The following is a 24,338-nucleotide window of genomic DNA, read 5'->3' on the forward strand; positions in this document are numbered from 1 at the left end:
ACTCCCTCCCCGCTTTCGGTCTGGCGCAGCCGCTGCCCTTGTGTATTATTAAGCTTTAATTTTTTCCAACCCAAGACTCCATCACAGGAGCGGTTTCATGAGCGGCGGAATTAAGTGCTGGCCCGAAGCGGAACGTCCCCGTGAGAAGATGATGCAACGAGGCCCCTCGGCACTGTCCGAAGCGGAACTGCTGGCCCTCATCCTCGGCAGCGGCGATGCCGCCAGCGGCCGCAGCGCCCTCGACCTGGGCCGCGAGCTGATCCTCCAGTTCAAGTCCCTGCGGGGGCTGGCCGACGCCTCGTTGCCGGAGATCCAGCGGGTCAAGGGAATCGGCCCGGCCAAGGCGACCTGCATTCTGGCTGCGCTCGACCTGTCCCGGCGCATCCGGGAGAAGGAGCGGCGCCCCATCGAATCCTTCGAGCGCTTCACCTCGGCGGCGCAGGTGTTCGAACACCTGAACCACGAGTACCGGGACCGGCACACCGAGCAGTTCGTGGCGCTGCTTTTGGACGGCAAGAACCGGATCATCAGCCGCGCCCTGATCTCGGAAGGGTCACTGAACCAGAGCATCGTGCACCCGCGCGAGGTCTTCAACGCGGCGGTGCGCCAGTCGGCGGCGGCCATGATCCTGTTGCACAACCACCCAAGCGGCGACCCCACTCCCAGCCCCGAAGATCTTGCCGTCACCCGCCTTCTGTGCGAGGCCGGGCAAATCATGGGGATCAGGGTGCTCGATCACATCGTCATAGGCGAGAACGCGTACTACAGTTTTGCCGATAACGGCCAGATCTAGCGGCACCCGGAGGAGCCATGGAAGCGACCGTCGCCCAGGTGCAAGGGGGGTACTTTCTGATAACGGGCCAGTGGCCCATCTTCAGCATCAGGACCTTCATAATGGTCACCGGCCCCAAAACCGACCTGTGGCTGGTGAAAACGGTCGGGGCGGTCCTGGCCGTCATCGGGGCGGCACTCATCGCGGCCGGTCTTGCCGACCAGGTGACACAGGCCGTGGTGCTGCTGGCGGTAGCAAGTGCCGCAGCCCTTGCCGCCGTCGATGTCATTTACGCCTCACGAAAAATCATCGCATCGGTGTACCTGCTGGACGCCGTCCTGGAAGCGGCGTTGATCGCCTGGTGGGTTGCCTCGTTGCTGCTTTGAAGACGTCACCTCTACAGCCCGGCCGCCGGATCAGCCGGTGAGGGCACCGCCACGGCGGAACAGGAGAGCCAGATGAGGAAAACCGTAGCGAAAAGCCAATTTCAGCAGCACCACGACCAAAGTGCCGAGTGGTTGGACCTCGACAATATCGCCCGGGTGGAAATATCCTCGGAAGACCCGACCCAGCCCATAGAGGCCGCCCTGCAACCGGCGGGAGCCCCGGGATGGCGGGCGGCTGACCCCGGCCCGCAGATGATTCGCCTGCTGTTCGACACCCCGCAGCAGGTGAAGCGGATCTACCTGCTGATCAACGAAGAGGAAGTGGCGCGAACCCAGGAATTCGTCCTGCGCTACGCCCAGCATCACGGCCACAACTTCCGGGAGATCGTGCGCCAGCAGTTCACCTTCTCCCCTCCCGGCACCACCGCGGAGCAGGAGGAGTACCAAGTGGACCTGGACGGGGTGACGGCGCTGGAACTGGAGATCATGCCGGACGTCTCCGGGTCGGCGGCGAAAGCATCGCTAGGGAGACTCCTGCTGGCGTGACGGCAACAAAAAAAAAGCGCCGAGAGGAAAAGGAGGATCCATCATCGGCGCAAAAGTTGGGTTTTCTGGCAAGCGGCATCTGCTGTGCCGCTTTGTCTTTCATTATTACAAGAGCGGTGCCAAATTCACCGGGCGCCCGAAAAAATTTTAAGATCCCGTTTTTACTAACTTTTTCCGCAACTACCACCAGAAGTCACGCTGTGCCGTCGATCCAGCGACTGAACAGCTAACCCGCTCCGGCTCACCACTTTCGACAAAAACAACCACAGTTCAACCACTTTCACGTTTTGAGCAGCAGTTCAAACTTTGCACAACTGTCAAAATCCCGCTATCGCTGTGTCATCAATCCTGTCCAGCGTGCCCCCTCTCCCCCTGGGAGAGGGTGGCCGCAGGCCGGGTGAGGGCGCTGCTTGCTGTGTCATTCTCTCCTGATTAAGCCCTCACCCCAGCCCTCTCCCAAAGGGAGAGGGGGCTTGGTAGCAACGCACCGCCCACAAAAACGGCCGCGGAATTAAATCCCCGCGGCCGTTTCTTCAGATATGTCCCTGTTTCACGTCATTACTTCTGCACCCACCGGTCGTTCGGCAGTTGCATCCACCACCCCGGCGGGGCCGCTTCCCGCTTGGTCTCGGCGTAGGTGGCGGCCGCCTTACCCATGACCTGGTTCAGCGCCTCCTTGGTCTCTTTCTGCTTCTGCAGCTTGAGAATGGCCTTGGCCATGCTCAATACCACCGTCTTGCGGCTCAGGTTTTCCGCTGCGACCAGCGCCTCATCCTGCGGGCCGAGTTTTGCTTTGGCAGAAGGTGGAACCACCACCAGCGCCTGCTTCGACAGCCCGACTGCACCGCTGGCGAAGAGGGCGTTCAGCCTGGGGAGGCGCTTGCTCATGTCGTCGTAGGCCTTCAGGACCTCCGGCATGCTGGAGAGCTCGACCGCGAGGGCGTCCGCGTCGGCCTCGGTATTCGCGGCATAGGCCTCAGTCACCAATGAGAACTGCGGCAAGGTGTCAAAAAGCCGACTCTGCGGTTTATCCTGCGGCGCCGCCGGCGGCTGGCCCGGGGGAGCAGAAGGGGTGCCCGGCTTCTCGCCGCTCTTCAGGAGCATGTCGTCCAGCGACTTGTACGCCTCCTTGGCTGCCTTCTCGGGGAAGTAGACGTTGACCGTGATCACGGCGCAGGCGGCAAGGGAGAAGCAGGCAACGGCCAGCAGCAACTTGATCAATTTTCTGTTCATGGGATACCCCCGTCTTTGTCGTTGGTCTGTTCAGTGGCACTTCACGAATATAGCACAGCAGCATCACTCTTCCCACTTGAACTCCGGCACCGGCTCGGATTTGGACGGCGTCTTCTCCGACGGTGGCTCGCCGGTTGCCGGCTTGCCGCGCACCGCCGCCTCCTTGATCGACTCCAGCAGATGGTCCAGGGCGATCCGGTTCTGGGTCGGCGCGATGTTGACGTTCAGGTCCTTGACCCCGAAGAAGTTGGTGTTGACGATCTTCAAGGTGTTGAAGGTCAGATCCCCATCCTGCAGGGTTGCCTTGATCTCCGCCGCGTCGTAATCGCGGTCCCGGCTCAGGAAAAAGCCACTGAGCTTCTGCTTGGCCAGGCGCTGCAGGAACTCTTTGCTGACCAGCATCTTCTCGCCTCCCCCTTCGCGGGCCCAGAGGTCGACAAACCCGGTCATCCCCGCGACGCTGCCTCCCATCCCCCTGAAGCTGATGACACCGTCCACCCGCCCCGAGATGTACCCTTGGACGCTGGGGATGCTGCGGCAGAGCCGCTTCAGGCTAAGGCCGTTCACCAGCAGGTCGGCGCGATACGTTGTCTTTTCCCTGACCGCCAGGTGAGCCGTTCCAAGAATGGTGCCGTCGTACAGGGTGGTGCGCAGGGGGACAACCTCCATGAGCCCCTGTGCCGCACGCAGCTGCAGGGTGAGTTTCCCCAGTTCCAGTGTGCCGAAAACCGTCTTCCCAACAGTCAACTGCTCGCCTGCCATAGGGAGAGCTTGCAACTGGCCGAGCAGTCGCGGATAGTTTGCCCTGCTGAACTCCCTGCTCTCTTTGGGCTGCGGCGCGCTTTTGCCGGAGAGGTCGAGGGAGATCGGGATCCTGCCGTTGATGTCGGCAACCGTCAGCTTCTGGGGGGGCGACTCGACACTCCCCCCCTGCAGGTCGATGCCACCCTCCAGAAGCTGACGCCCGTCCCGGAACTCCAATGTGCCCTTGGCGGCGAACGCCCCTTTCAGCGTCGCCTCCTGGAGTGCCGGGGGCAGCAGGTTCACGGTGGCATCGACCAGTTCATCGATCCGGGTGTCGGGGAGCGCGAGGCTTAAGGTCCCGCGCCGTTTGGGGGTGAAGGCGGCGGCTATCTGCCCCCGCGCCCTTAGCGCAACCCCTTTGCCCGGCGAGAACATCCCTTCGCCGATCGAAAGGTTCCCTCCCGCATAGCTCCCGGACAGGAACAGTGAGGCGCCGGAGATAGCGTTCTTGCCGCCTTTGGCCAGGGCCAACCCGCGCCCCTTGGTATCGAAGCGGCACTCCAGCCCCTTTTTGCCGGAGTAGGTGCCTGAAGCGTGCAGGTCGAAGTGGCCGCCGGTGGGACTGACGGTCGCCGTCCGCGGCAGCAAAGATGCCGCCTGGGTCGCGCTGCCGTCCTGCAGGGAAGCCTTGAACGCCACTCCGGACTCGGCAGCAAAGGGACGGAAGGCTGCCTCTGCGGCCAGCTTTCCACCCAGCAAAGTGCTGTTCAGCTGTGCGTGCCCGCCAGCCTTGGCAAACGTTGCCTGAAGCACCGCCCCCCCGAGCTGTTTGCTATTCACGGTTACGGCCCGGGAGGAAAGGTCTGCGGAGCCCTCCAGCCATTTTTCCGTTCCTGCCGTGATCATGCTGCCTTCAACCCGCCCCGACAGCCCCGACAACTCCAGCTCGCCCTGACGCAACGCGCCCCCCTCCAGCTGCAGGAAGAGCGGAGTCTGTCCGGCCGGGGTTCGTGGAGGGGGCAAGCGGCTGACGATCCGGTTGGCGACCAGCCTGGCCGCTCCCAGCCGGGCCTGGACTCCGTCCAGGGTGACCTTCTCGTCTTCGACCCGGTAGCCGAAGCGGGCGTCGCCGTGCTGTGCGCCCACGGTCACTCCTGTCAGCTGTGCCTGGCCGGAAGCCTGCCGGTGTCCCCCCTGCTGCCGCAGGTCTATGCTGACCGCCCCGTCCCTGACGGCCACCGGCTCCTTGCCCCGCATTCCCGCGAATCCGGCCAGCGCGATGCGACCCGAGAGCTTCAGGTCCTGCGCCCCTTTTCCAGCCAACGTCACCGTACCCGAACAGGTGCCGGCGGTGGCCTGCACGTTGTAGCGTTTCAGGAACGGGTTCAAAGAGGCGAGCTTTGCCTGCGCGAGCCTGAGCGTCGCCGACAGCGGCTCGGGACGCTGCAGATCGTATGACAGATCCCCCTCCGCGGGGACTCCGAAGGCGCGGAAGCCGAAGCCTCGGCTTTGCATCGTCACCGGCTTCAAATGAGAAGAAAGGGTTACATCGAAGGGGAGGTGCAGTGTCTCGATGACCGCCCCGCCCGCCCCTGGAGCGGCAGAGAGAGAACCGACCGCGGCGATGCGCTGTCCCTTGCGCGACAGCGCCGCCTTCCCGGAGAGCCCCGTGACCAGCAGTTCCCCCTTCCTGGTCAATGAGCCATCCTGGATCAGCAGGACACCGGCGGCACTCTCCACCCCGCCGGTGCCGGTGCCTTCCAACCGGAGGGACTCGCAGCGCAGCTTCCCCGCCAGCAGCAGGCCGCGCCGGGCCTCGTCGTTCAGCAGCACGTTGAGCAGGGCAAGGTCGACCTGGTCCACCCCGAACAACAGGGCGTAGCGACGCTCCTTTCTCACTCCGGTCAGGCTCCCTTCGGCGTGCAGTTGCGCTACCTTCTCGATGGAGAGTGTCGCGTCGTTCAGGTCCGCCCGGTCCTCGGCAAGGGTGTAGGTTCCGTTGAACTGCAGGGTCCCCGCTATGGGATAGCTGCCCCGGGCAGCCGGCAGCAGCACGTCCCTGAACCGGAACGAGCCCGAGCTGCGCAGTTCCCCCTTGGCCAGCACCGCGTTGACGGTGAGCGAGCCGGCCGCCTTTTCAAGCGGCTGCGGGTTCTTCAGCTTCAGTAGCGTCGCGACCTTGCGCAGCGACAGGATGGGGGCGCTCAGGGTGAGGTCTACGGCAGCCTGGTCGCCCGGCCGCGCGGTCCCTTGCAGTTGGTAGCGGTTGTGTCCGGCATCCTCGAAAGCAAGCTCCACCTGTGCGCTGCGCGAACCGCCGCTGGTCAGGTTGTAGAGCTTGACATCGAGTCCCCGCACCCCCTCCCCCTGCACCGTCAGCGCTCCCTTGCGCACCAGGAGTGTGCCGAGCACCGTCTCGGGGGCGGGCCTGGCCGGTTTCTTTGCTGCCAGCCTGCGCTGCAGCTCGGTGAAGTTCCAGGCGCCGGTGCCGTTTTTGAGAAGGTTGACGCTGCCGCCGTCGACGGCAATGAGATCGAAGCGCCGCTTGCCGCGCAACAGGCCAAGCCATTGCGGCTTGACCGCCACGGTCTCCGCCGCGACCAGGTCCGGGCCAGCAAACCCTTTCGGGTTCATTAGCCTGACCCCGCTCAGTACGAGGGTTCGCCCCGAAAGCGAGACGCGCTGCACGGTGAATTGCTGGTTGATGGTGGAGGTGACCAGGTGGGAGATCTGGCGGGCGGGGAGCGGCGTGGCGAGGTAGATCTGCAGGAGGATAAAGGCGAGCAGGCACAAGCCCAGGAGCCCGGCGCCAATGTACGCCAGGATCCTGACCGGTCCCTCCGGGATTAAGTCTCTGCCGCCGACCTCTCTCATGTGCCCCCTTCCTGTGCAGCGTGAACTTTACCCTGCTTCGCCGCCGTGGGCAAGGAAAGCATCCGTAGCACATCGTTGCCAGCCAGACGCGAAGACGCCGGCAGTCCAGCTCTCCTCCCCCTCCCTACCCCTCCCCCTCCGGGGGAGGGGACCGGACTGCGCGGAAACATGTCCCGGCAAAAGCGAGTCCTTCTAAACGCAAAAAGGGGCACCCGGCATGGGTGCCCCTTTTCCTGTAGCAACTGTTGCCTGCGCCGAACTAGGCCGGCAGCGCGGGAAGTTCCAGGCCCGCCATCTTCTGGACCATGCGCACAACCTGGCAGCTGTAGCCGAACTCGTTGTCGTACCAGACGTAGAGCACGCAGCGGTTGCCCTGGACGATGGTGGCCAGGGAGTCGACCACGCCGGCGTGGCGCGAACCGACGAAGTCGCTGGAAACGACGTCCGGGGAGTTGGTGTAGTCGATCTGGTTCTGCAGCGGCGAATCGAGCGATATGGCGCGCAGGTGGGCGTTCAGCGTCTCCACGTCGGTCTCGGCGCCAAGCTGCAGGTTCAGGATCGCCAGCGAGACGTTCGGGGTCGGCACGCGGATGGCGTTTCCGGTCAGCTTGCCGGTCAGTTCCGGAAGCACCTTGGCCACGGCCTTGGCGGCGCCGGTCTCGGTGATGACCATGTTCAGCGGGGCGCTCCGCCCGCGGCGGTCGGCCTTGTGGTAGTTGTCGATCAGGTTCTGGTCGTTGGTGTAGGAGTGGCAGGTCTCGACGTGGCCGCTCACGATGCCGAACTTGTCGCTCACCACCTTCAGTACCGGCACGATGGCGTTGGTGGTGCAGCTCGCGGCGGAGAAGATGGTCTCCTGCGGCACGATCAGTTCGTTGTTGATGCCGGCGACGACGTTGGGGATGTCACCCTTGCCCGGAGCAGTCAGCAGCACCTGGGAGACGCCGGGCGCCTTCAGGTGACGGCCGAGACCTTCACGGTCGCGCCACTTGCCGGTGTTGTCGATGACGATGGCGTTGTTGATGCCGTACTGGGTGTAGTCGACGTTTTCGGGGGCGTCCGAGTAGATGATGCGGATCATGTTGCCGTTGGCGATGATCGCGTTCTCTTCCTCGTCGATGGTGATGATGCCGTTGAAGGGCCCGTGCACCGAGTCGCGGCGCAAAAGGCTCGCCCTCTTGACCAGGTCATCCGGACCGGCCTTACGCACCACGGCGGCGCGCAGGCGGAGTTTCTCGCCGCTGCCGGACTTCTCGACCAGGATGCGGGCGAGCAGGCGGCCGATGCGGCCGAAGCCGTAGAGCACGATGTCCTGCGGCTCGTCGAGCAGCGAGGTGCGGCCGGTGTTGACCGAAGCGAGCTCGCTGGCGACGAAGTCGTCGATGGAGACCTTGTCCTTGACGGCGTCGTAGCGGACTGCGAGCCTGCCGAGGTCGATGCGCGCCGGCGCCAGGTCCAGCTTGGCGAGGGCTTCCAGGATCGGGAACGTCTCCTGGACGGTGAGTTCGCCGTCGAGGATCAGACGAGCGAAACGATGCGCCTTGAGGATCTCGATGGTCGGGCTGTTTACCAGGGAGCGGCCGTACACCGTGGTGACGATGTTGTTGTCGCGGTAAAGATGACCGATGATCGGGAGCATGCGCTCGGCAAGTTCCTCATGGCCCTGCCATTCCTTCAAATAAGCTTCCTGTTTCTCAATCTTCATAGTTCCGTCCCTTCGCAGAAAATAACACCGGACACTGCCAGGCGCCTCCGGCGCAAAACTCAGCGTACATAACGGCCGACGCGCCACTGTCAATTGCACACCAAGGCATTGCCTAAGTACACCGAATCATTTCGCGGTTGACAGAACGACAGTAGCAGGAACGGCCAAAACGCCCGCATACTACAGTATTTTTGTGATGTAAACAATTGAAACTTCAGGGAGATAAAGAAGTAATGTTTTTGTTAATTACCTGCAGCCAATAATCGTCGCCCACATTCGTCGCCGCGATTTCATGACGCCACAATCTTTGCGCCGGACACAGTTATCGTGTTATCCTTGCCCGTTGCCGCTGCCGCAGCGGGTGGGTAAAGCATCGGTGACCCGTCCGGCGCCGGACACGCCTCCCCTGCCTAACGGGGCTAAATCTCTACTCGGAAGCGCTATGAGAACCATCGTACTGTTGATCCTTTCCAACGTCTTCATGACCTTCGCCTGGTATGCCCACCTCAAAGACCTGCGCAGCGCGCCGGTCTACGTCGCCATCCTGGCCAGTTGGGGCATCGCCCTTTTCGAATACATGCTGCAGGTCCCGGCGAACCGTGCCGGCTTCGGAACCTTTAGCCTGGGACAATTAAAGATCATGCAGGAAGTGATTACCCTTTCTGTCTTCGTCCCCTTTGCGGTCTTCTACATGGGGCAGCCGCTCAAGCTGGACTACCTGTGGGCGGGCATCTGCATGGCGGGAGCCGTCTTCTTCATCTTTCGCGGGTAAAAAAGTCCCCCCTCCCGTCAAGGGAGGAGGGGGGGAGCTGCAAACACGGATCGATCTCGATAAGTGCTAAGGTCCGGACAACGCTGGGCTAACGGGAGAACAGCGGATGGCAAAGGCGAGAAGTGCAAAGGGGCGCGGGCTGCGCGTGGTGGCGGTCTTCGAGGCCCTAAAGGGTGTGGTGGTGCTGCTGGCAGGATGCGGCGCGCTGACGCTGGTGCACAAGAACCTGCACGACATCGCGGTGCGACTGGTGCTGGTCCTGCATATGAACCCGGCGCGCCATTATCCGAGCATTTTCATCGACGCCGCCAACCGCGTCACCGATCTGCAGCTCTGGATGCTCGCGGCTTCCGCACTGGCCTTCGCGGCGGTGCGACTGGTGGAGGCCTACGGCCTGTGGCATGAGAAAAGATGGGCGGAGTGGTTCGGCTTCCTCTCCGGAGCAATCTACCTCCCCGTCGAAATTTTCGAGATCTTTCGCAAGCCGGACTGGGCACGCACCGCCGTATTCCTGGTGAACATCTGCGTGGTCGGTTACCTCGCCTCGGCGCTGAAGCGCTCCAGGAAGTCCCGCCGCTAGCCCAGGTAAGGGGCCAGGACCTGCAGCGAGCTCTCCAGGTGCGGCCTGCTGTGGGATTCGATGGTGTAGGCGGCGTCCGGCGCATACCGCTCCATCAGCTTGAAAAACAGCGCGAAGTCGATGGCGCCTTCTCCCGGAGGCGCATGGTCGTCCTTGGTGCCGCTGTTGTCGTGGATGTGCACCTCCCTGATCCACGCCCCCAGCGCCTCGAACCACTCCTCCATCCCCACCCGTTTGAAAAGATTCCAGTGTCCCACGTCGAAACAGTGCCCGAAGGAAGGATCCTGCACCGCCTCGAAGAGCGCCTTCAGGGTCGACGGCTCCTCCTCGAAGATGTTTTCCACCGCGACCACCGTGCCGATCTCCTTGGTGCGCCGCAACACCTCCCGCCAGGCGGCGACGCTCAGCTCGAGCCACTGCCCCTGTGCCTCGCCGTAACGCCAGCGATCGAAACCGGGGTGGAACACCATGACCTCCGGGCGCAGGAGCGCGGCGGCGTCCAGCACCTGTCCGAAGCGGTGCATGGTCGCGTCGCGCAGCATCCGCTCCAGCGAGCCGGGGTTCAGGTCCATGAACGGCGCGTGGATGGTGCAGGAAAGGCCCTCCCCGGCCAGCGTCCGCGCGGTTTCTGCCAACTGAGCCGGCGTGGCGGCGTCGAGCGCGTCCGCGGAGAGGTAGATCTCGGGGTTCAGCTTGCGCTCCAGTATGAAGGGGAGATGCTCGCCGATTTGGCTGTAGGGGACGTGGACGAAAACGCTTTTACTCATCTTTTTTCCTGTGTTTTTTGATCAGTTCCTCGGCGCAGCTGTCGCAGCGGACCAGTTGGTCCAGCTTCTGGATCGCCGCCGGTTCTCCCAGCACGATCAGCGTGTCGTGCGCCTCGATCTTGGTGTGCGATTCGGGGTTGAAGACCATCTTGCCGGTCTGCTTCTTGACGCCGACGATGATGACCCCGGTCTCCTTGCGGAAGCCGGAGCTGGCCAGCGTCTCGCCGATGAAGCCGGAATGCGGGGGGATCAGGATCTCCTCCATCTGCAGTTCCATGTGCTCCCGTCCGGTGGCGATCTCGATGAAATCGACCACGGTGGGGCGCAGGATCGCCTGGGCCATCCTGGAACCGCCGATCAGGTAGGGGGAAACGACCTTGTTGGCGCCGGCCCGCTTCAGCTTGATCTCGCTCCCCTCCTCGCCGGCGCGGGCCAGGATGAAGAGGTCGGGGTTGAGCCCCCGCGCCGTCAACGTGATGTAGACGTTCTCGGTGTCGGAGGTGACCACAGAGATCAGCCCCTTGGCCTTCTTGATACCCGCCCGCAGCAGCACGTCGTCGATGGTGGCGTCGCCCGGCAGGAACAGGTAGCCGTGACCATCCTGCTCCATCTGGGCGATCATCTCGATGTCCTTCTCAACGACCACAAAGGGGAGCGGCTTGGCCGAAAACTCCTTGCAGATCAGCGAGCCGATGCGCCCGAAACCGCAGATGATGTAGTGCCCGTCCAGGGCGGCAATCGCCTTTTCCACCTTTTTCCTCCCGATGATGCGCTGAAACTGCCCCTCGAACATGATCTGGGCCAGGCTGCCGACGATGTAGCCGATGACGCCGACCCCGAAGAAGATCAGCATCATGGTGAAGACCTTGCCGACGTGGCTCAGGTCGTGGACTTCGCGGAAACCGACCGTGCCCAGTGTGATCACCGTCATGTACAGGGCGTCGAGCAGGCTCCACCCTTCCAGCGTCATGTAACCGCAGGTACCGACGGTGAGCAGTAGCAGCAGCACACAGATTGAGATCTTGAAATGGCGTACCGGATCCATAGCTAAACTCCCTCAGCGTCGCAACATACAGACGGCGCTGGGAGATTACAAGCTTTTTCATGTGCAACCCCACAATTTTGAAGAGGGAAGTTCTTGACAATCTTTGGATACTGTATACAATACGGCGATCATTGAAGGGGGCCGCATGAAGAAGAACGTTGAGAAGCACCTTACCCTTAGAGAACGGATACTTGAGACGATCCGCGACGCCATCATGTCGGGCGCCCTCAAGCCGGGAGAAAAGGTAGCTGAGCCCGAACTCGCAGCCCGCTTCGGCATCAGCCGCACCCCGATCCGTGAAGCGTTCCGCCAGTTGGAATCCGAAGGGTACCTCTCCGTCATACCGCGCAAGGGAGCGCTGGTCGCCAGCTTCTCCGCCAAGGATGTCGAAGAGTTCTACGCCATCAAGAGCATCCTCGAAGGTTACGCCGCCCGCAAGGCGTGCAGTCTGCTCAGCACCCGGGAAATCAACAAGCTGGAAGCGATCAACGAGAAGCTGCGCGAGATCGCTGAAGAAGGGGACGTGCGCCACTTCTTCAAGGTGCACAACAGCTTCCACGACCTCTTCATCAAGGGGGCCGGAAACGAGAAGCTGCACGACATGATCGCCCAGTTGCTCAAGAAGTTCCAGCGCCTGCGCCTGGCGTCGCTGATGAAGCCGGGCCGGATGCAGCTCTCGGTGGAGGAGCACGAGAAGATCATCGAGGCTTTCCGCAAGCGCGATCCGGTCATGGCAGAGATGCTGGTACAGAAAAATGCCGAGTACGGCGGCAAGGTCCTCATCGAGGAAGACACCGCCGCTGAAGAAGCCTGGACCAGCAAAGGGCTCGATCTCTAAAAATCAAGAAGGTCCCCGTTTGAACCACAGGCGCGGGGCCTGTCTTTTCTAAGGCTTGCGGTGCCGGCGCATCTGCCCGGCATTGCCACGCCGTCCCCTGTTTTCCGTCCACCCCCTTCCCTTTCTATTGCTCCTGCCAACCAGCGCTACCCGCTCACCCATGACTTATTCAAGCTCCACCACCGGGAGGGGACTGGCTCCGCCAGGTGCCTGTCCCTTTAGTCGCTTAGTGAAGGTGGCTGTGCTGAAATGAGCGTTGATCTCGTTCCCAAGGTCCACCTTGGGAACGCAAAGCCTCTCCGAAGCTCCAACTTCCCTCGGATGCAAAGCTGGAGCTTTGCGCAATATGGGGTTCCCAAGCTGGAGCTTGGGAACCAGAAAAGGTCCACCGCAGCGCTGGGAGGGGCACTGGCTCCGCCAGGTGCCTGTCCCCTTGGGGTTGTAAGGTGGGGCTAAGCGGAATGGAGCGTTCCGCCAGCGGGACAGGCACCTGACGGAGCCTGTCCCTTCTGCCACGCCCCCTCGCCCCATTCCCCCCTCAACCTGTGGTTTTTCTTTGCCTCATCGCTCACTTTGCGCTAAATTAGCCCGTTGCCATTTCATTGGAGAGGGAGGCGCCGTGCAGCAGCTGAAAATGATCCCGAAAGTGGACCGGGTACTGGAATGGGAGGCGGTACGCGCACTGCTGGCAAGCCACCCGAGGGAACTGGTCCTCAAGGCGGTGCGGCTGGTACTGGACCGGCTCAGAAGCGGCGCCCGCGCCGGCGGGCTGAGCGACGCGGCCTTCGGCGAAGCCGCGGTGTGCGCCGAGGTAGCACGCGAACTGCGGCTGCTGATCCAGCCCAGCCTGAAACGGGTCATCAACGGCTCCGGCATCGTGATCCACACCAACCTCGGGCGCTCCATCCTCCCCGAGGCGGCACGCGAGGCGCTGAACACGATCGCCTTTTCCTATTCCAATCTCGAATTCAACCTCGACGAGGGGGTCCGCGGCAGCCGCTACAGCCACGTCGAGGAGTTACTGTGCGAGCTGACCGGCGCCGAGGCAGCCATCGTCGTCAACAACAACGCCGCCGCGGTGCTCCTTACCCTGAGCGCCATGGCGGCGGGGCGCGAGGCCGTGGTATCGCGCGGCGAACTGGTGGAAATCGGCGGCTCCTTCCGAATCCCCGAGGTGATGAAACTTTCCGGCGTGACGCTGAAGGAAGTCGGCACCACCAACCGGACCCATGCCAAGGATTACCTGGGCGCGGTCAATGAAAACACCGCTGTCTTCCTCAAGGTGCACTGCAGCAACTTCGCCGTGCTCGGTTTCACCAAGGAGGTGACCGCCGAGGAGATGGTCGAACTGGGCAAACAGGCGGGCGTGCCCGTGCTGGCCGACATGGGGAGCGGCAACCTGGTCGATCTCTCCAACCGGCTCCCCTGCCCCGAGCCCACCGTCCAGGACTTCGTCCGCGCCGGGGTCGACGTGATCACCTTCAGCGGCGACAAGCTCCTGGGCGGCCCGCAGGCCGGCATCATCGTGGGCAAGAAGCCCTTCATCGAGGCGATGAAGAAGCACCAGCTGCTGCGCGCACTCAGGATGGACAAGCTCACGCTGGCCAGCCTGGAGGCGACGCTTGCTCTGTACCGCGACGAGATGGTGGCGCTCAAGGAAGTGCCCACCCTGCGCATGCTGACCGCCACCCTCCCCGAGCTCACCGCGCGGGCGAAGAAGATCGCCGGTCGTCTGCGGCGCCGCACCCCGGAAGCAGTCAGCTTCAAACTGAGCGAGGGATTCTCCCAGGCCGGTGGTGGCACGCTGCCTTTGTTGAACCTCCCCACCATGCTGATCGAGGTGGCGGTCGCGGGGCTCACCCCCAACGACATCGAGGCCAGGCTGCGCGGTATGGAGATCCCGGTGATCGGTCGCATCAACAAGAACGCCTTCCTGCTCGACCCGAGGACCCTGCAGGATGCCGATCTTGACGACCTCGCCGCCGCCCTGAGCGCCCTCGCGGCCTAAGCCTCCTCCGTCCACATCCCCTCTCCCTCTGGGAGAGGGTCAGGGTGAGGGCGTGCCGTTGGTCCGAGATCGGGTAGACGCACCAGTGACACCGCCAACTTTGGTCATATTTAACTGGTTTTTTCACAGCCAAACTGTATAATTCGGCGATTTCCCCCTTGGGGGGCGCCCGCTCTTTTCGAGGTAACTTTGGCCAGAACATTCGCGCTCATCCCTGCCGCCGGCATGGGCAAGAGGATGGGGGCAGGCTCCAACAAGCAGTACCTCATGCTGGACGGCATGCCGATCCTCGCCCGCACCGTGCAGACCTTCCAGGAAGCCGACTGCATCGACGCCATCTACCTCGTCTCGCCGGAACAGGAGATCCCGTTCTGCCGCAGCGAGGTGGTCGAGCGCTACGGTTTCACCAAGGTGCGCGCCATCGTGCCCGGCGGCAGCGAACGGCAGCACTCGGTGTACAACGGGCTGCGCGCCATCGACGACATCCAGCCCGACGACGTGGTACTGATCCATGACGGCGTGCGCCCCTTCGTTTCCGTGCAGATGCTGGAGGATGCCGTTGCGGCTGCCCGCAAGGGTGGTGCCTGCGTCGTCGCCGTCCCCGTGAAGGACACGGTGAAGGTGGTGCGTGAAGGGGTGGTCACCGCCACGCCGCCTCGGGAAACGCTCTGGCTCGCCCAGACGCCGCAGGGCTTTCGCTACAGCCTGATCCGTGCCGCCCACGACCAGGCTGCCGCCGCAGGATTCCTGGGGACCGACGACGCCTCACTGATGGAATGGCAGGGCCAACCGGTCCGGGTGGTGCAGGGCGACTACCGCAACATAAAGATCACGACGCCTGAGGACATGATCCTCGCTGAGGCGTTTTTGAAGGAGAAGAACTGACATGATGCGCATCGGACACGGCTACGACGTACACCGACTTGTGGAGGGGCGCAAACTGATCCTGGGAGGGGTGGATGTCCCCTACGTCAAGGGGCTCCTCGGGCACTCCGACGCGGACGTGCTGCTGCACGCCATCTCCGACGCCATCCTGGGCGCCATCGGCGAAGGTGACATCGGCAAGCACTTCCCCGACACCGACCCGGCCTACAAGGGGGCCGACAGCCGTAAGCTCCTGCGCCACGTGATGGATCTCGCCGAGCGCAAGGGATACCGGATCGGCAACGTCGACGCCACCATCGTGGCCCAGCGTCCCAAGCTCGCCCCCTTCATCCAGCAGATGAGGCAGAACATCGCCGAGACACTGGGGACCGAGGAAGACCGGGTCAACGTCAAGGCGACCACCACCGAAGAGCTCGGCTTCGCCGGCCGCGGCGAAGGTATCGCCGCCTATTCGGTGGCGCTGTTGGCAAAGAAGGAATAAACGGTATCACCCCTCTCTCAACCTCTCCCTCCCCCGGAGGGGGAGGGCCGGGGAGGGGGAAGCCGGCAGACAAGCCTCCCTCCCGACCTCCCCCCTCCAGGGGGAGGAGAATGTGCGGAGCACGAACAATAAAACTCTACGCACGCCGGCCCAGTGCCGGCGGCGGACAGGACATCTATATGACTACAGAAGAAACCCCAATCGTCGAAAAGGCGGCCAACTTCATCCGTAACATCGTCACCGACGACCTGAAAAGCGGGAAGCACGAGACCATCGTCACCCGGTTCCCGCCCGAGCCCAACGGCTACCTGCACATAGGCCACGCCAAGTCGATCTGCCTCAACTTCGGCCTGGCCCGCGACTTCGGCGGCCGCTGCCACCTGCGCTTCGACGACACCAACCCCACCAAGGAAGACATCGAGTACGAGGACTCCATCAAGGAGAACGTGAAGTGGCTCGGCTTCGACTGGGGCCAGCACATGTACTACGCCTCGGACTACTTCGAGAAGTTCTACAACTACGCGGTGCTCCTGATCGAGAAGGGGCTGGCCTACGTCGACAGCAGCTCCGCCGACGAGATCCGCGCCATGCGCGGCACGCTGAGCGAGCCGGGCAAAGAGAGCCCGTACCGTAACCGCAGCGTCGCCGAGAACGTGGACCTCTTCGCCCGTATGCGCGCCGGCGAGTTCGAGGACGGTAGCCAGGTTGTGCGCCTGAAGATCGACATGGCTTCGCCCAACATCAACCTGCGCGACCCGGTCATCTACCGCATCAAGAAGGTCGACCATCACCGCACCGGCGATGCCTGGTGCATCTACCCGATGTACGACTACGCGCACTGCATTTCCGACGCGATCGAAGGGATCACCCACTCCATCTGCACCCTGGAGTTCGAGGATCACCGCCCGCTCTACGACTGGGTGCTGGACCAGCTTCCGGTCCCCTGCCATCCGCGCCAGATCGAGTTCGCGCGCCTGAACCTCAACTACACGGTGATGAGCAAGCGCAAGCTCCTCGAACTGGTCCAGGAGAAGCTGGTCGACGGCTGGGACGACCCGCGCATGCCGACCCTGGTGGGCATCAGGCGCCGCGGCTTCACCCCGGAATCGATCCGCGCCTTCTGCGAGACCATCGGCGTGGGCAAGAGCGACAGCCTGATCGACATGAGCATCCTGGAAGACGCGGTGCGCGAAGACCTGAACCTGCGCGCCCCGCGCGCCATGGCGGTGCTGCGCCCCCTCAAGGTGGTCATCGATGGATATCCGGAAGGGCAGACCGAGGAGTTCGAGGCCGCCAACCACCCCAACAACCCCGACATGGGGAGCCGCATGGTCCCCTTCGGCAAGACGGTCTACATCGAGCGCGACGATTTCCAGGAGGAGCCGGCCAAGGGGTTCTTCCGCATGGCGCCGGGCAAGGAAGTGCGCCTGCGTTACGCCTACATTGTGAAGTGCGAGTCGGTGGTGAAGGACGAAAACGGCGAGGTGATCGAGGTGCGTTGCAGCTACGATCCCGGCTCCCGCGGCGGCAGCGCCCCGGACGGCCGCAAGATCAAGGGGACCATCCACTGGGTCAGCGCCGAGCATGCCGTCAACGCCGAGGTGCGCCTCTACGATAGGCTCTTCAGCACGCCCAACCCGGGCGGCAAGAACGAGCCCGACTACCGCACCTCCATCAACCCGAACTCCATCGAGGTGCTCACCGACTGCAAGCTGGAGCCGTCGCTGGCCTCGGCGACCCAGGAGGACCGTTTCCAGTTCGAGCGTCTGGGCTACTTCTGCCCCGACATGAAGGATTCCCGCGCCGGCGCGCTGGTCTTCAACCGCACCGCGACTTTGCGCGACTCCTGGAACGACGGCAAGAAGTAAGGCAAATCCCCCTAAATCCCCCTTTGACAAGGGGGACTCTTAAAACTTTATACAAAGAGGATCTGACATGGCTTTACGCGTCTACAACACCCTTACCGGCAGCAAGGAAGAATTCGTACCGATCAACCCGGGCAAAGTCGGCATGTATGTCTGCGGCGTAACGGTTTACGACCACTGCCACATCGGGCACGCCCGCGCCAACGTCGTCTTCGACATGATCTACCGCTACCTGCAGGCCAAGGGGCTCGACGTCACCTACGTCCGCAACTACACCGACATCGACGACAAGATCATCAACCGCGCCAACCGCGACGGCGTCCCCTACAACGAGATCTCCGAGCGCTTCATCCACGAGTTCGACAAGGACATGGCGCGGCTCATGCTGCAGCTTCCCACCTTCCAGCCCAAGGCCACCGAGCACATCCCCGAGATCATCGCCCTGGTCGAGCGGCTGATCGAGAAGGGATACGCCTACGCCTCCGGCTCGGACGTCTTCTTCCGCGTGGACCGCTTCGAAGGTTACCTGAAGCTCTCCAAGAGAAACCTCGAGGACATGCAGGCCGGCGCCCGCATCGAGGTGGACGAGAAGAAAGAGCATCCCATGGACTTCGCCCTTTGGAAAGGCGCCAAGCCGGGCGAGCCGTACTGGGAATCCCCGTGGGGCCAGGGCCGTCCAGGCTGGCACATCGAGTGCTCCGCGATGAGCTCCAAGTTCCTGGGGGACACCTTCGACATCCATGGCGGCGGCAAGGACCTCATCTTCCCGCACCACGAGAACGAGATCGCGCAGTCCGAGGCGGCGTCCGGCAAGCCGTTCGTCAAGTACTGGCTGCATAACGGCTTCGTCAACATCAACTCCGAGAAGATGTCCAAGTCGCTGGGTAACTTCTTCACCATCAAGGAAGTGCTGGAGCGCTACGACGCAGAGGTGCTGCGCTTCTTCCTGCTCTCGGCCCACTACCGCTCCCCGATCGACTTCTCGGACCAGAACCTGAAGGAGTCCGAACTCGGCCTGGAAAGGATCTACAACGCGCTGGCCGGCATCGACGAGCGCCTGGCCGCCGGGACCGACCACGCCCCCACCGAAGAGAGCGCCGAACTGGACGAGAAATGCCGCAGCATCGCGACCCGCTTCAGCGAGGCCATGGACGACGACTTCAACACCGCCATGGCGCTCGGGCACGTCTTCGACTTGGTGCGCAGCATCAACCGCGCGCTGCCGGTCTCCCCGCTGGAACTGCTTAGCCGGGTGAAGCAGGAGATTGCCAGCATCGCAGCGACGCTGGGCGTGTGCGACTCCGTGCCCGCGGAATACCTGCAGCGCATGAAGGACCGCAAGACCTCCGAGATGGAGATCCCGGTCGAGGAGATCGAGGCGCTCATCGCCGAGCGCGCCGAGGCCCGCAAGGCCAAGAACTTCAAACGCAGCGACGAGATCAGGGACCTGCTCCTGGAGAAGAACATCGTGCTCCTGGATAGCGCGCAGGGGACCACCTGGAAAGTGAAATAATGTAACAGGAAGGACCCGGGAAACCGGGAACTGCAGGAATAAAAAAAGGCCGCTTAACGCGGCCGTTTTTTATGTTTCGGCGGGGTGATGCGAGGCGGCCTAGGCCGCCTTCTGGTTCATCTCGGCGCTGCGTGCCTTCACGAGTTCCATCGCTTCCCTCATGATGTCGGAAACGCTTTTCTTGGTGGAGTCCATGATTGCTTCGAGGGTCTCACGCTCTGCGTCGCTGATCCTCATGGAAATGACATTGTACCTCGGGTTCTCTCTCATTCTGCCCATCTGCTTCTTCTCCTTGTACTGCTCAAGATTGGTGACACGATGTCTACAATATTGCTATATGCGTGCCAACCTCAAAAAAGAGCAGCCCTGCCGCGTAACCCACTGTTTTCACGTATACCCTTAATTTTACGTTAGATATTTATAATCCAATGGTGTATACAAAGTGCGCCACTTTTGGCACACGGTGCGTAATTGTGCCCATTTGTATCATTTTGGCCACGCCGGCGTGACCGTCCGTGTGGCAAATCACTCATCTTCTTCCTCGCGTGCTCGGATTGTGCGTCCTTTCAACCCGTGCTTGGCCAAAAGACGGTAAAAAGTCCTTCTGGGAATGTTGGCAAGTTGTGCCGCTTTTGACACATTGCCCCCGGCGTCGGCCAGGTAGCGCTGGATCAGCTTCTTCTCGACCCGCAGTACGTGCGGCTCGCGCTCCTTTTTGAAGGAGCGCAGGTCGATGACATCCTCCCCCTCGTCGGCGTAGCTCTCCGCGAAGGCCAGCGGCAGGTTGCCCAGCTTTATGACGTCGTCGTGGGTGAGCACCGCGGCGCGCTCGATGACGTTCTGCATCTCCCTGATGTTGCCCGGCCAGGGATACTTGACCATGGCGTTGATGGCACGCTCCTCGATCCCGGTAATGTGTTTGTTCAGCTTGTTGCGCGCCTTCTCCAGGAAGTAGTGCGCGAGCTGCGGAATCGACTCCACCCGCTCCCGCAGCGGCGGCATGGTGATGGAGAAGACGTTGAGGCGGTAGTAGAGGTCCTCGCGGAACCAGCCGTCGCGCACGCCGTCCTCCAGCGACTTGTTGGTCGCCGCAATGAGGCGGACGTCGACGCGGCGCGCCACCGTGCCGCCGACCGGCCGCACCTCACCCAGGTCGAGCACGCGCAGCAGCTCCGCCTGCAGCTTGGGGGTGATATCGCCGATTTCGTCCAGGAAGATGGTGCCGCCGTCGGCCGCCTCGAAAAGACCCTTCTTCTCGGTGATGGCGCCGGTGAAGGAGCCCTTCTTGTGGCCGAACAGTTCGCTCTCAAGCAACGAGTCGGTGATGGTGGTGCAGTTGACCGTTACCAGCGGTTTATCGTTTCTCTTGCTGTAGCGGTGAATGGCGCGCGCCGCCAACTCCTTGCCGGTACCGGACTCGCCGCGGATCAGCACCGTGGTCGGCGTCGGCCCCACCTGCTTGATCTGGTCCAGTGCCTCCAGCGTATTGCCGTCGCTCCCAACGATGAACTCGTCGCCGTACTCGCGGTCCAACTCCCTCTTGGCCAGCTCGTACTTCTGGATCAGTCGCCCGCGCTCCTCTTCCAGCTGCTGCAGGTTGTGCGGCAGGCACATCTCCAGGTCGGCCAGCCCCTGGAACACCGCCACCGCGTATTCGCGGCAGGTGCGGTAGCCGCAGGTGCGGCAGTTGAGCTCGTCCTTCTGGGTGAACTTGTTGGTCGCCTGAAGGATCTTCTTGACGTCGCCCCCCTTGGGCGTGGGGAGCTTCGCGTACTTGTCCGAGAAGGTGCGCGACAGGTTGAGGTCCCAATCCTTCTGGTAGTGCTCCGCCACGCGGTAAGGCGTCTCGCCGCGGAAGTGGTTGATCACCATGTTGCGCCGGGAAAACTCGGTCAGCTCCTTGTTGCGCCCCGGGCCGCCGATGCAGCCATCGTAGCAGAAACGGAGATCGACCAGTTTGGGGCTGATGCGCCCGGCGGCGAGGTCCTTGATGATCCCCATCACGTTCACTTCGCCCTCGGCGGTGACGATCTCGGTATCGAGCGGATCCGGATTGATGCCGAAGGCCTGGAAGGAGCCCTGGGAGAGCGAGAAGACCCGCCCCATGTGCGGCGCCCTGCCGTCGAACGGCTCCTCCTGCAGGGACGACAGGTCGATGCCGCGCTCCCTGAAGATCGACTCCAGTTCGCGGTAGGTGAGCAACACGTCCACGGCGCCCTTGGTCTGCTCGGCCTGCACCTCGAATTTCCCGGCGATGCAGGAGCTGATGTAGATCACCTTGACCTGCTCTCCCAGCACCTGCTTCAGGTAGCGCCCCATGGCGACCATGTGCGTGACCACGCCGACCAGGTTCTCGATCAGCTGCGGGTAGTGCCGCTCGACGAGATCGACGACGGCCGGGCAGTGGGAAGAGATGAGCGGCAACTCGGCCTTGTCGATGGCATTTCGGTACTCGCCGGCGATCAGCTCCACGCCGCGGGCACCCTCGTGCACCTCGGTGAAGCCGAGCTGGCGCAGGCCTGCGGAGAGCTGGCCGGGGGAGCAGTTGTGGAAGAAGGCCGGGAAGGAGCAGCCCAGGACGGCGACAACGGGGTCACCGGAGGTAAGCAGCGCCTCGGTCACCACCACGTTGTCAGCGATGACCTTGGCGTGCTGGGGGCAGTTGCTCAGGCAGTTGCCGCAGCCGATGCAGCGCTCGAAGATGATCTCGGTGTAGCTCTTCTCCACCTTGATCGCCTTGACCGGGCAGCTGCGCACGCAGGAGTAGCATTTTCGGCATTGGTCGGTAATGGTAACAATAGGATACATCGGTCCTCGCTGGCACAGCCGGATGAAATTGCAGGTCAGGTGGGATTGTATAGGAATCGGGAAAAGTGTGCAACGGTTGGCACACTTTGGGAGGCGGTAGCTGCAAAAAAAAACCCTAGCGACTAGGAGGGCAAGTCGGCTAGGGGAAGGAGGATCCTACGATCCTCCGCAACTCTTATCTATGAACACATTATACTGAGGCGCTCAAAAGACTGCAAGAGCTTAACTGCAATTAATCAAAGGATTCTTGCCGTCCATCACCTAATGAGCCCCGCCCGGCGCGTCTTTCATAAGAAAAAGAGCGGGTTGGCGCATTGCGCCCGGCGCAATTGATGTGGTATAAGTTACCGCGACCTACGCCAAGGAGGATGGTATGACAACCACGGCACGCTTTCATTTCTCACTACGGCTCATGGCGATACTGGCCCTGGTCCTTCTGCCGCTGCAGCTCCTGGCGGCAACTCCTCTCCCCAAGCTGGCCGCCCCGCCCGAGGGCGAGCGCTGGTTCAGCATCATCATGGGCGACGAGCAGGTCGGCTTCGGCCAGACCACCGTCACCCGCACCGCCAACGGCTACCAGATCTCATCGCGCGGCAGCGTAAAGATGAAGGTCATGGGGTTCTCCCGTGAGGCCAGCTCCACCGAATCCTACCAGGTGGCCCCGGACCTTACCCTGCGCTCGTTCCAGGTCCAAAACCGCATCGACGGCAGCCCCGTGGACATCGACGGCGCGGTTACCCCGAAGGGGATAACGGTGCACACCCGTTCGGCCAACGGCAACAAGGAGCGGGTCCTGAAGGTGAAGGGGGCAGTGTACCCTCCCCATGCCCTGAACCTGTACCCGCTCATGCAGGGGGCCGTGCCGGGCAAGACCTACAAGATCCAGTACCTGGATCCGGAAGCGGTGAAGGTGAAGCAGGCGAAGGTCGAGGTAGTAGGTCCGGAAACGCTGGACGGCAAGCAGGTGGTGCACCTGAAGAACGATCTCTATACCATGGTGGACAACGACATCTGGGTCGATCTTTCCGGTAACACGTTGAAGGAATCGGTGCGGGACGGGCTGGTGGTCACCGTGGCGCGGGACGAGGCGACCGCGAGGGCCGAACTCGCGGAAGCGGCCATGGAGAAGAAAGACCTCGTCTACGACTTCAGCATGATCCGTGTCACCCCTCCCCTGGAGCATCCCGAGCGGTTGCAGAAGCTGGTAGTGCAGATAACCGGGATACCGGCGCAGCAGCGCCTGTTGCAGGGGACGTGGCAGAGTGCTGAGCGCCAGGCTGACGGCAGCGTGATCTTCGTCCTCCCCAACCCCGGCCTCCCGGCGGAAGTAGCGCCCACCGAGGCAGACGTGCAGCCCGGAGAGCGGACGCCAAGCGACAACCCGGAGATCGTTGCCCGCATGAAGGCCATCGTGGGGGACGAAAAGGTTCCGGCCCAAAAAGTCGCCCGGTTGACGGCGTGGGTTGCCACGCAGATCAAGGCCGATGTCATCGATTCCCAGTCGCCGTTGGAAACGCTGCAGAAGGGGCGCGGCAACTGCCAAAGCCACGCGCGTCTCTACGTCTCGCTGGCGCGGGCCGCCGGCATCCCGACCCGCTTCGTGTCCGGGCTCGTGTACCAGGGCGACGGGTTCCTGTACCACAGTTGGGCGGAAAGTTACCTTGAGGGGAGGTGGGTCTCGGTCGATCCGACCTTCAACCAGGTTCCCGCCGACGTCACCCACATCAAGCTGGTCGAAGGAGAATCGCTGGACGAGATGGGAAGCATCGCCGGCATGATCGGCCGGGCGCGGGCCAAAGTGCTCGAGAAGCGGTAGGGACTGGCTCCGTCAGGTGCCTGTCCCTTTAGCGGAACGCACCTTTCAGCTCAGCCACCTTCCCAAGCAGAAAGGGGACAGGCACCTACCTGAGCCTGTCCCCTTCTTCTTGCCGTCTAGTGGCAGGCCTGCGCCGCCACCACACCCACTCCGCTCTCTCTCGTCCCCTTCTTCAAGCTGCTCCGGTAGCAGGAGATCTGCACCAGGATTGCCACTACGTACACCACCCCAACCGCAATAAAGAAACCACCCATCTGTCACCCCATAATTATTTGTATTCGCCGCGGAAGAGCTTTGTCCTCGACTGCCGACGCACCTTCTAATGAGCACGATACATGCCGCCTCGGGCCCAGCGTATGGGGTTGGTGGGGAAACGCGAAGTTACGGCATTGTAGTCAGGTTGTGGAACCAAAACGTGTGCGAAAGTGGGACGCCAACCTGTCTCAATAGCTAACATCGCCGCAGGCTGGTGACACGGAAAAGGGCAGCCCGTTGGGGCGTCAATGATGAGCGGCTGGAGTTCAAGTTTTGAGCGGGCTGTTTAAATTTTGAAAGATTAAATATTGCTAACACTTAAGTCGGTTTGCACGGCGGGCGGTGTATAGGCGGAGTACAGGCGGCGGTGAAACCAGATTTCAACAGCAGCACAATAAAAACAAAATTTATGATTAATACCAGCTAACTACGACTGCCGGCATGC

The 24,338-nt window shown here is 62.4% G+C and carries 20 protein-coding genes; 12 read left to right on the forward strand and 8 right to left on the reverse strand.

Annotation, left to right across the window (positions count from 1 at the left end):
• Positions 1 to 97: 97 nt before the first annotated feature.
• The 3 genes from radC (at position 98) to JFN91_RS16060 (ending at position 1,704) form a co-directional block, all read left to right on the forward strand.
• Entirely contained in the window at positions 98 to 793 is a 696-nt protein-coding gene (radC, locus tag JFN91_RS16050) for a RadC family protein (protein WP_199390206.1), read from the forward strand.
• 17 nt (positions 794 to 810) lie between these two features.
• Entirely contained in the window at positions 811 to 1,158 is a 348-nt protein-coding gene (locus JFN91_RS16055; protein WP_199390207.1) for a hypothetical protein, read from the forward strand.
• Positions 1,159 to 1,230: 72 nt separating this feature from the next.
• Positions 1,231 to 1,704, forward strand: coding sequence for a hypothetical protein (locus JFN91_RS16060; protein ID WP_199390208.1), 474 nt, complete (start codon positions 1,231 to 1,233; stop codon positions 1,702 to 1,704).
• Positions 1,705 to 2,262: 558 nt separating this feature from the next.
• On the opposite strand, the gene JFN91_RS16065 is transcribed toward JFN91_RS16060, so the two are convergent.
• From JFN91_RS16065 to JFN91_RS16075, 3 genes are all read right to left on the reverse strand, one after another.
• On the reverse strand, positions 2,263 to 2,937 hold the full coding sequence (locus JFN91_RS16065; RefSeq protein WP_199390209.1) for a DUF1318 domain-containing protein: 675 nt from the start codon (positions 2,935 to 2,937) through the stop codon (positions 2,263 to 2,265).
• A gap of 63 nt (positions 2,938 to 3,000) precedes the next feature.
• Positions 3,001 to 6,555 carry an AsmA family protein gene (locus tag JFN91_RS16070; protein ID WP_199390210.1) on the reverse strand — a complete coding sequence of 1,185 codons (3,555 nt, stop codon included), beginning with the start codon at positions 6,553 to 6,555 and terminating at the stop codon, positions 3,001 to 3,003.
• 259 nt (positions 6,556 to 6,814) lie between these two features.
• Entirely contained in the window at positions 6,815 to 8,260 is a 1,446-nt protein-coding gene (locus JFN91_RS16075) for a glyceraldehyde-3-phosphate dehydrogenase (protein WP_199390211.1), read from the reverse strand.
• Positions 8,261 to 8,702: 442 nt separating this feature from the next.
• Between JFN91_RS16075 and JFN91_RS16080 the strand changes: the two genes are divergently transcribed.
• Positions 8,703 to 9,032, forward strand: a complete 330-nt coding sequence (locus tag JFN91_RS16080) for a DMT family protein (RefSeq protein ID WP_199390212.1) — start codon at positions 8,703 to 8,705, stop codon at positions 9,030 to 9,032.
• 106 nt (positions 9,033 to 9,138) lie between these two features.
• The gene (locus tag JFN91_RS16085; RefSeq protein WP_199390213.1) at positions 9,139 to 9,612 is read left to right on the forward strand and encodes a DUF2127 domain-containing protein; all 474 of its coding nucleotides are present in this window, start codon (positions 9,139 to 9,141) and stop codon (positions 9,610 to 9,612) included.
• On the opposite strand, the gene JFN91_RS16090 is transcribed toward JFN91_RS16085, so the two are convergent.
• Both JFN91_RS16090 and JFN91_RS16095 read right to left on the reverse strand, forming a co-directional pair.
• A complete protein-coding gene (locus JFN91_RS16090; protein WP_199390214.1) occupies positions 9,609 to 10,379 on the reverse strand; it encodes a sugar phosphate isomerase/epimerase family protein in 771 nt (256 codons plus the stop codon). The two genes, JFN91_RS16085 and JFN91_RS16090, sit on opposite strands and share 4 nt — an antisense overlap.
• Positions 10,372 to 11,424 (reverse strand): potassium channel family protein, encoded by a 1,053-nt coding sequence (locus JFN91_RS16095; protein ID WP_199390215.1) that lies wholly within the window; start codon positions 11,422 to 11,424, stop codon positions 10,372 to 10,374. The genes JFN91_RS16090 and JFN91_RS16095 overlap by 8 nt, the downstream gene beginning before the upstream one ends.
• Before the next feature lie 145 nt (positions 11,425 to 11,569).
• Between JFN91_RS16095 and JFN91_RS16100 the strand changes: the two genes are divergently transcribed.
• The 6 genes from JFN91_RS16100 (at position 11,570) to cysS (ending at position 19,014) form a co-directional block, all read left to right on the forward strand.
• On the forward strand, positions 11,570 to 12,262 hold the full coding sequence (locus JFN91_RS16100) for a GntR family transcriptional regulator (protein WP_199390216.1): 693 nt from the start codon (positions 11,570 to 11,572) through the stop codon (positions 12,260 to 12,262).
• Positions 12,263 to 12,896: 634 nt separating this feature from the next.
• Positions 12,897 to 14,270, forward strand: coding sequence for an L-seryl-tRNA(Sec) selenium transferase (gene selA, locus JFN91_RS16105; protein ID WP_199390342.1), 1,374 nt, complete (start codon positions 12,897 to 12,899; stop codon positions 14,268 to 14,270).
• 189 nt (positions 14,271 to 14,459) lie between these two features.
• A complete protein-coding gene (gene ispD / locus JFN91_RS16110) occupies positions 14,460 to 15,155 on the forward strand; it encodes a 2-C-methyl-D-erythritol 4-phosphate cytidylyltransferase (RefSeq protein WP_199390217.1) in 696 nt (231 codons plus the stop codon).
• Positions 15,156 to 15,159: 4 nt separating this feature from the next.
• Entirely contained in the window at positions 15,160 to 15,636 is a 477-nt protein-coding gene (ispF, locus tag JFN91_RS16115) for a 2-C-methyl-D-erythritol 2,4-cyclodiphosphate synthase (RefSeq protein WP_199390343.1), read from the forward strand.
• A gap of 179 nt (positions 15,637 to 15,815) precedes the next feature.
• Positions 15,816 to 17,504, forward strand: coding sequence for a glutamine--tRNA ligase/YqeY domain fusion protein (locus JFN91_RS16120; RefSeq protein WP_199390218.1), 1,689 nt, complete (start codon positions 15,816 to 15,818; stop codon positions 17,502 to 17,504).
• Between the two features lie 67 nt (positions 17,505 to 17,571).
• Entirely contained in the window at positions 17,572 to 19,014 is a 1,443-nt protein-coding gene (cysS, locus tag JFN91_RS16125) for a cysteine--tRNA ligase (protein WP_199390219.1), read from the forward strand.
• A 99-nt stretch (positions 19,015 to 19,113) separates the two neighbouring features.
• On the opposite strand, the gene JFN91_RS16130 is transcribed toward cysS, so the two are convergent.
• Both JFN91_RS16130 and JFN91_RS16135 read right to left on the reverse strand, forming a co-directional pair.
• The gene (locus tag JFN91_RS16130) at positions 19,114 to 19,293 is read right to left on the reverse strand and encodes a ribbon-helix-helix protein, CopG family (RefSeq protein WP_199390220.1); all 180 of its coding nucleotides are present in this window, start codon (positions 19,291 to 19,293) and stop codon (positions 19,114 to 19,116) included.
• Positions 19,294 to 19,539: 246 nt separating this feature from the next.
• Positions 19,540 to 21,822 (reverse strand): sigma 54-interacting transcriptional regulator, encoded by a 2,283-nt coding sequence (locus JFN91_RS16135; RefSeq protein WP_199390221.1) that lies wholly within the window; start codon positions 21,820 to 21,822, stop codon positions 19,540 to 19,542.
• Between the two features lie 373 nt (positions 21,823 to 22,195).
• Between JFN91_RS16135 and JFN91_RS16140 the strand changes: the two genes are divergently transcribed.
• Positions 22,196 to 23,638 carry a transglutaminase-like domain-containing protein gene (locus JFN91_RS16140; RefSeq protein ID WP_199390222.1) on the forward strand — a complete coding sequence of 481 codons (1,443 nt, stop codon included), beginning with the start codon at positions 22,196 to 22,198 and terminating at the stop codon, positions 23,636 to 23,638.
• A gap of 116 nt (positions 23,639 to 23,754) precedes the next feature.
• On the opposite strand, the gene JFN91_RS16145 is transcribed toward JFN91_RS16140, so the two are convergent.
• On the reverse strand, positions 23,755 to 23,892 hold the full coding sequence (locus tag JFN91_RS16145; RefSeq protein ID WP_199390223.1) for a hypothetical protein: 138 nt from the start codon (positions 23,890 to 23,892) through the stop codon (positions 23,755 to 23,757).
• Positions 23,893 to 24,338: the final 446 nt, after the last annotated feature.

This window comes from Geomonas anaerohicana (genome assembly GCF_016458305.1).
GTDB classification, from domain to species: Bacteria; Desulfobacterota; Desulfuromonadia; order Geobacterales; family Geobacteraceae; genus Geomonas; species Geomonas anaerohicana.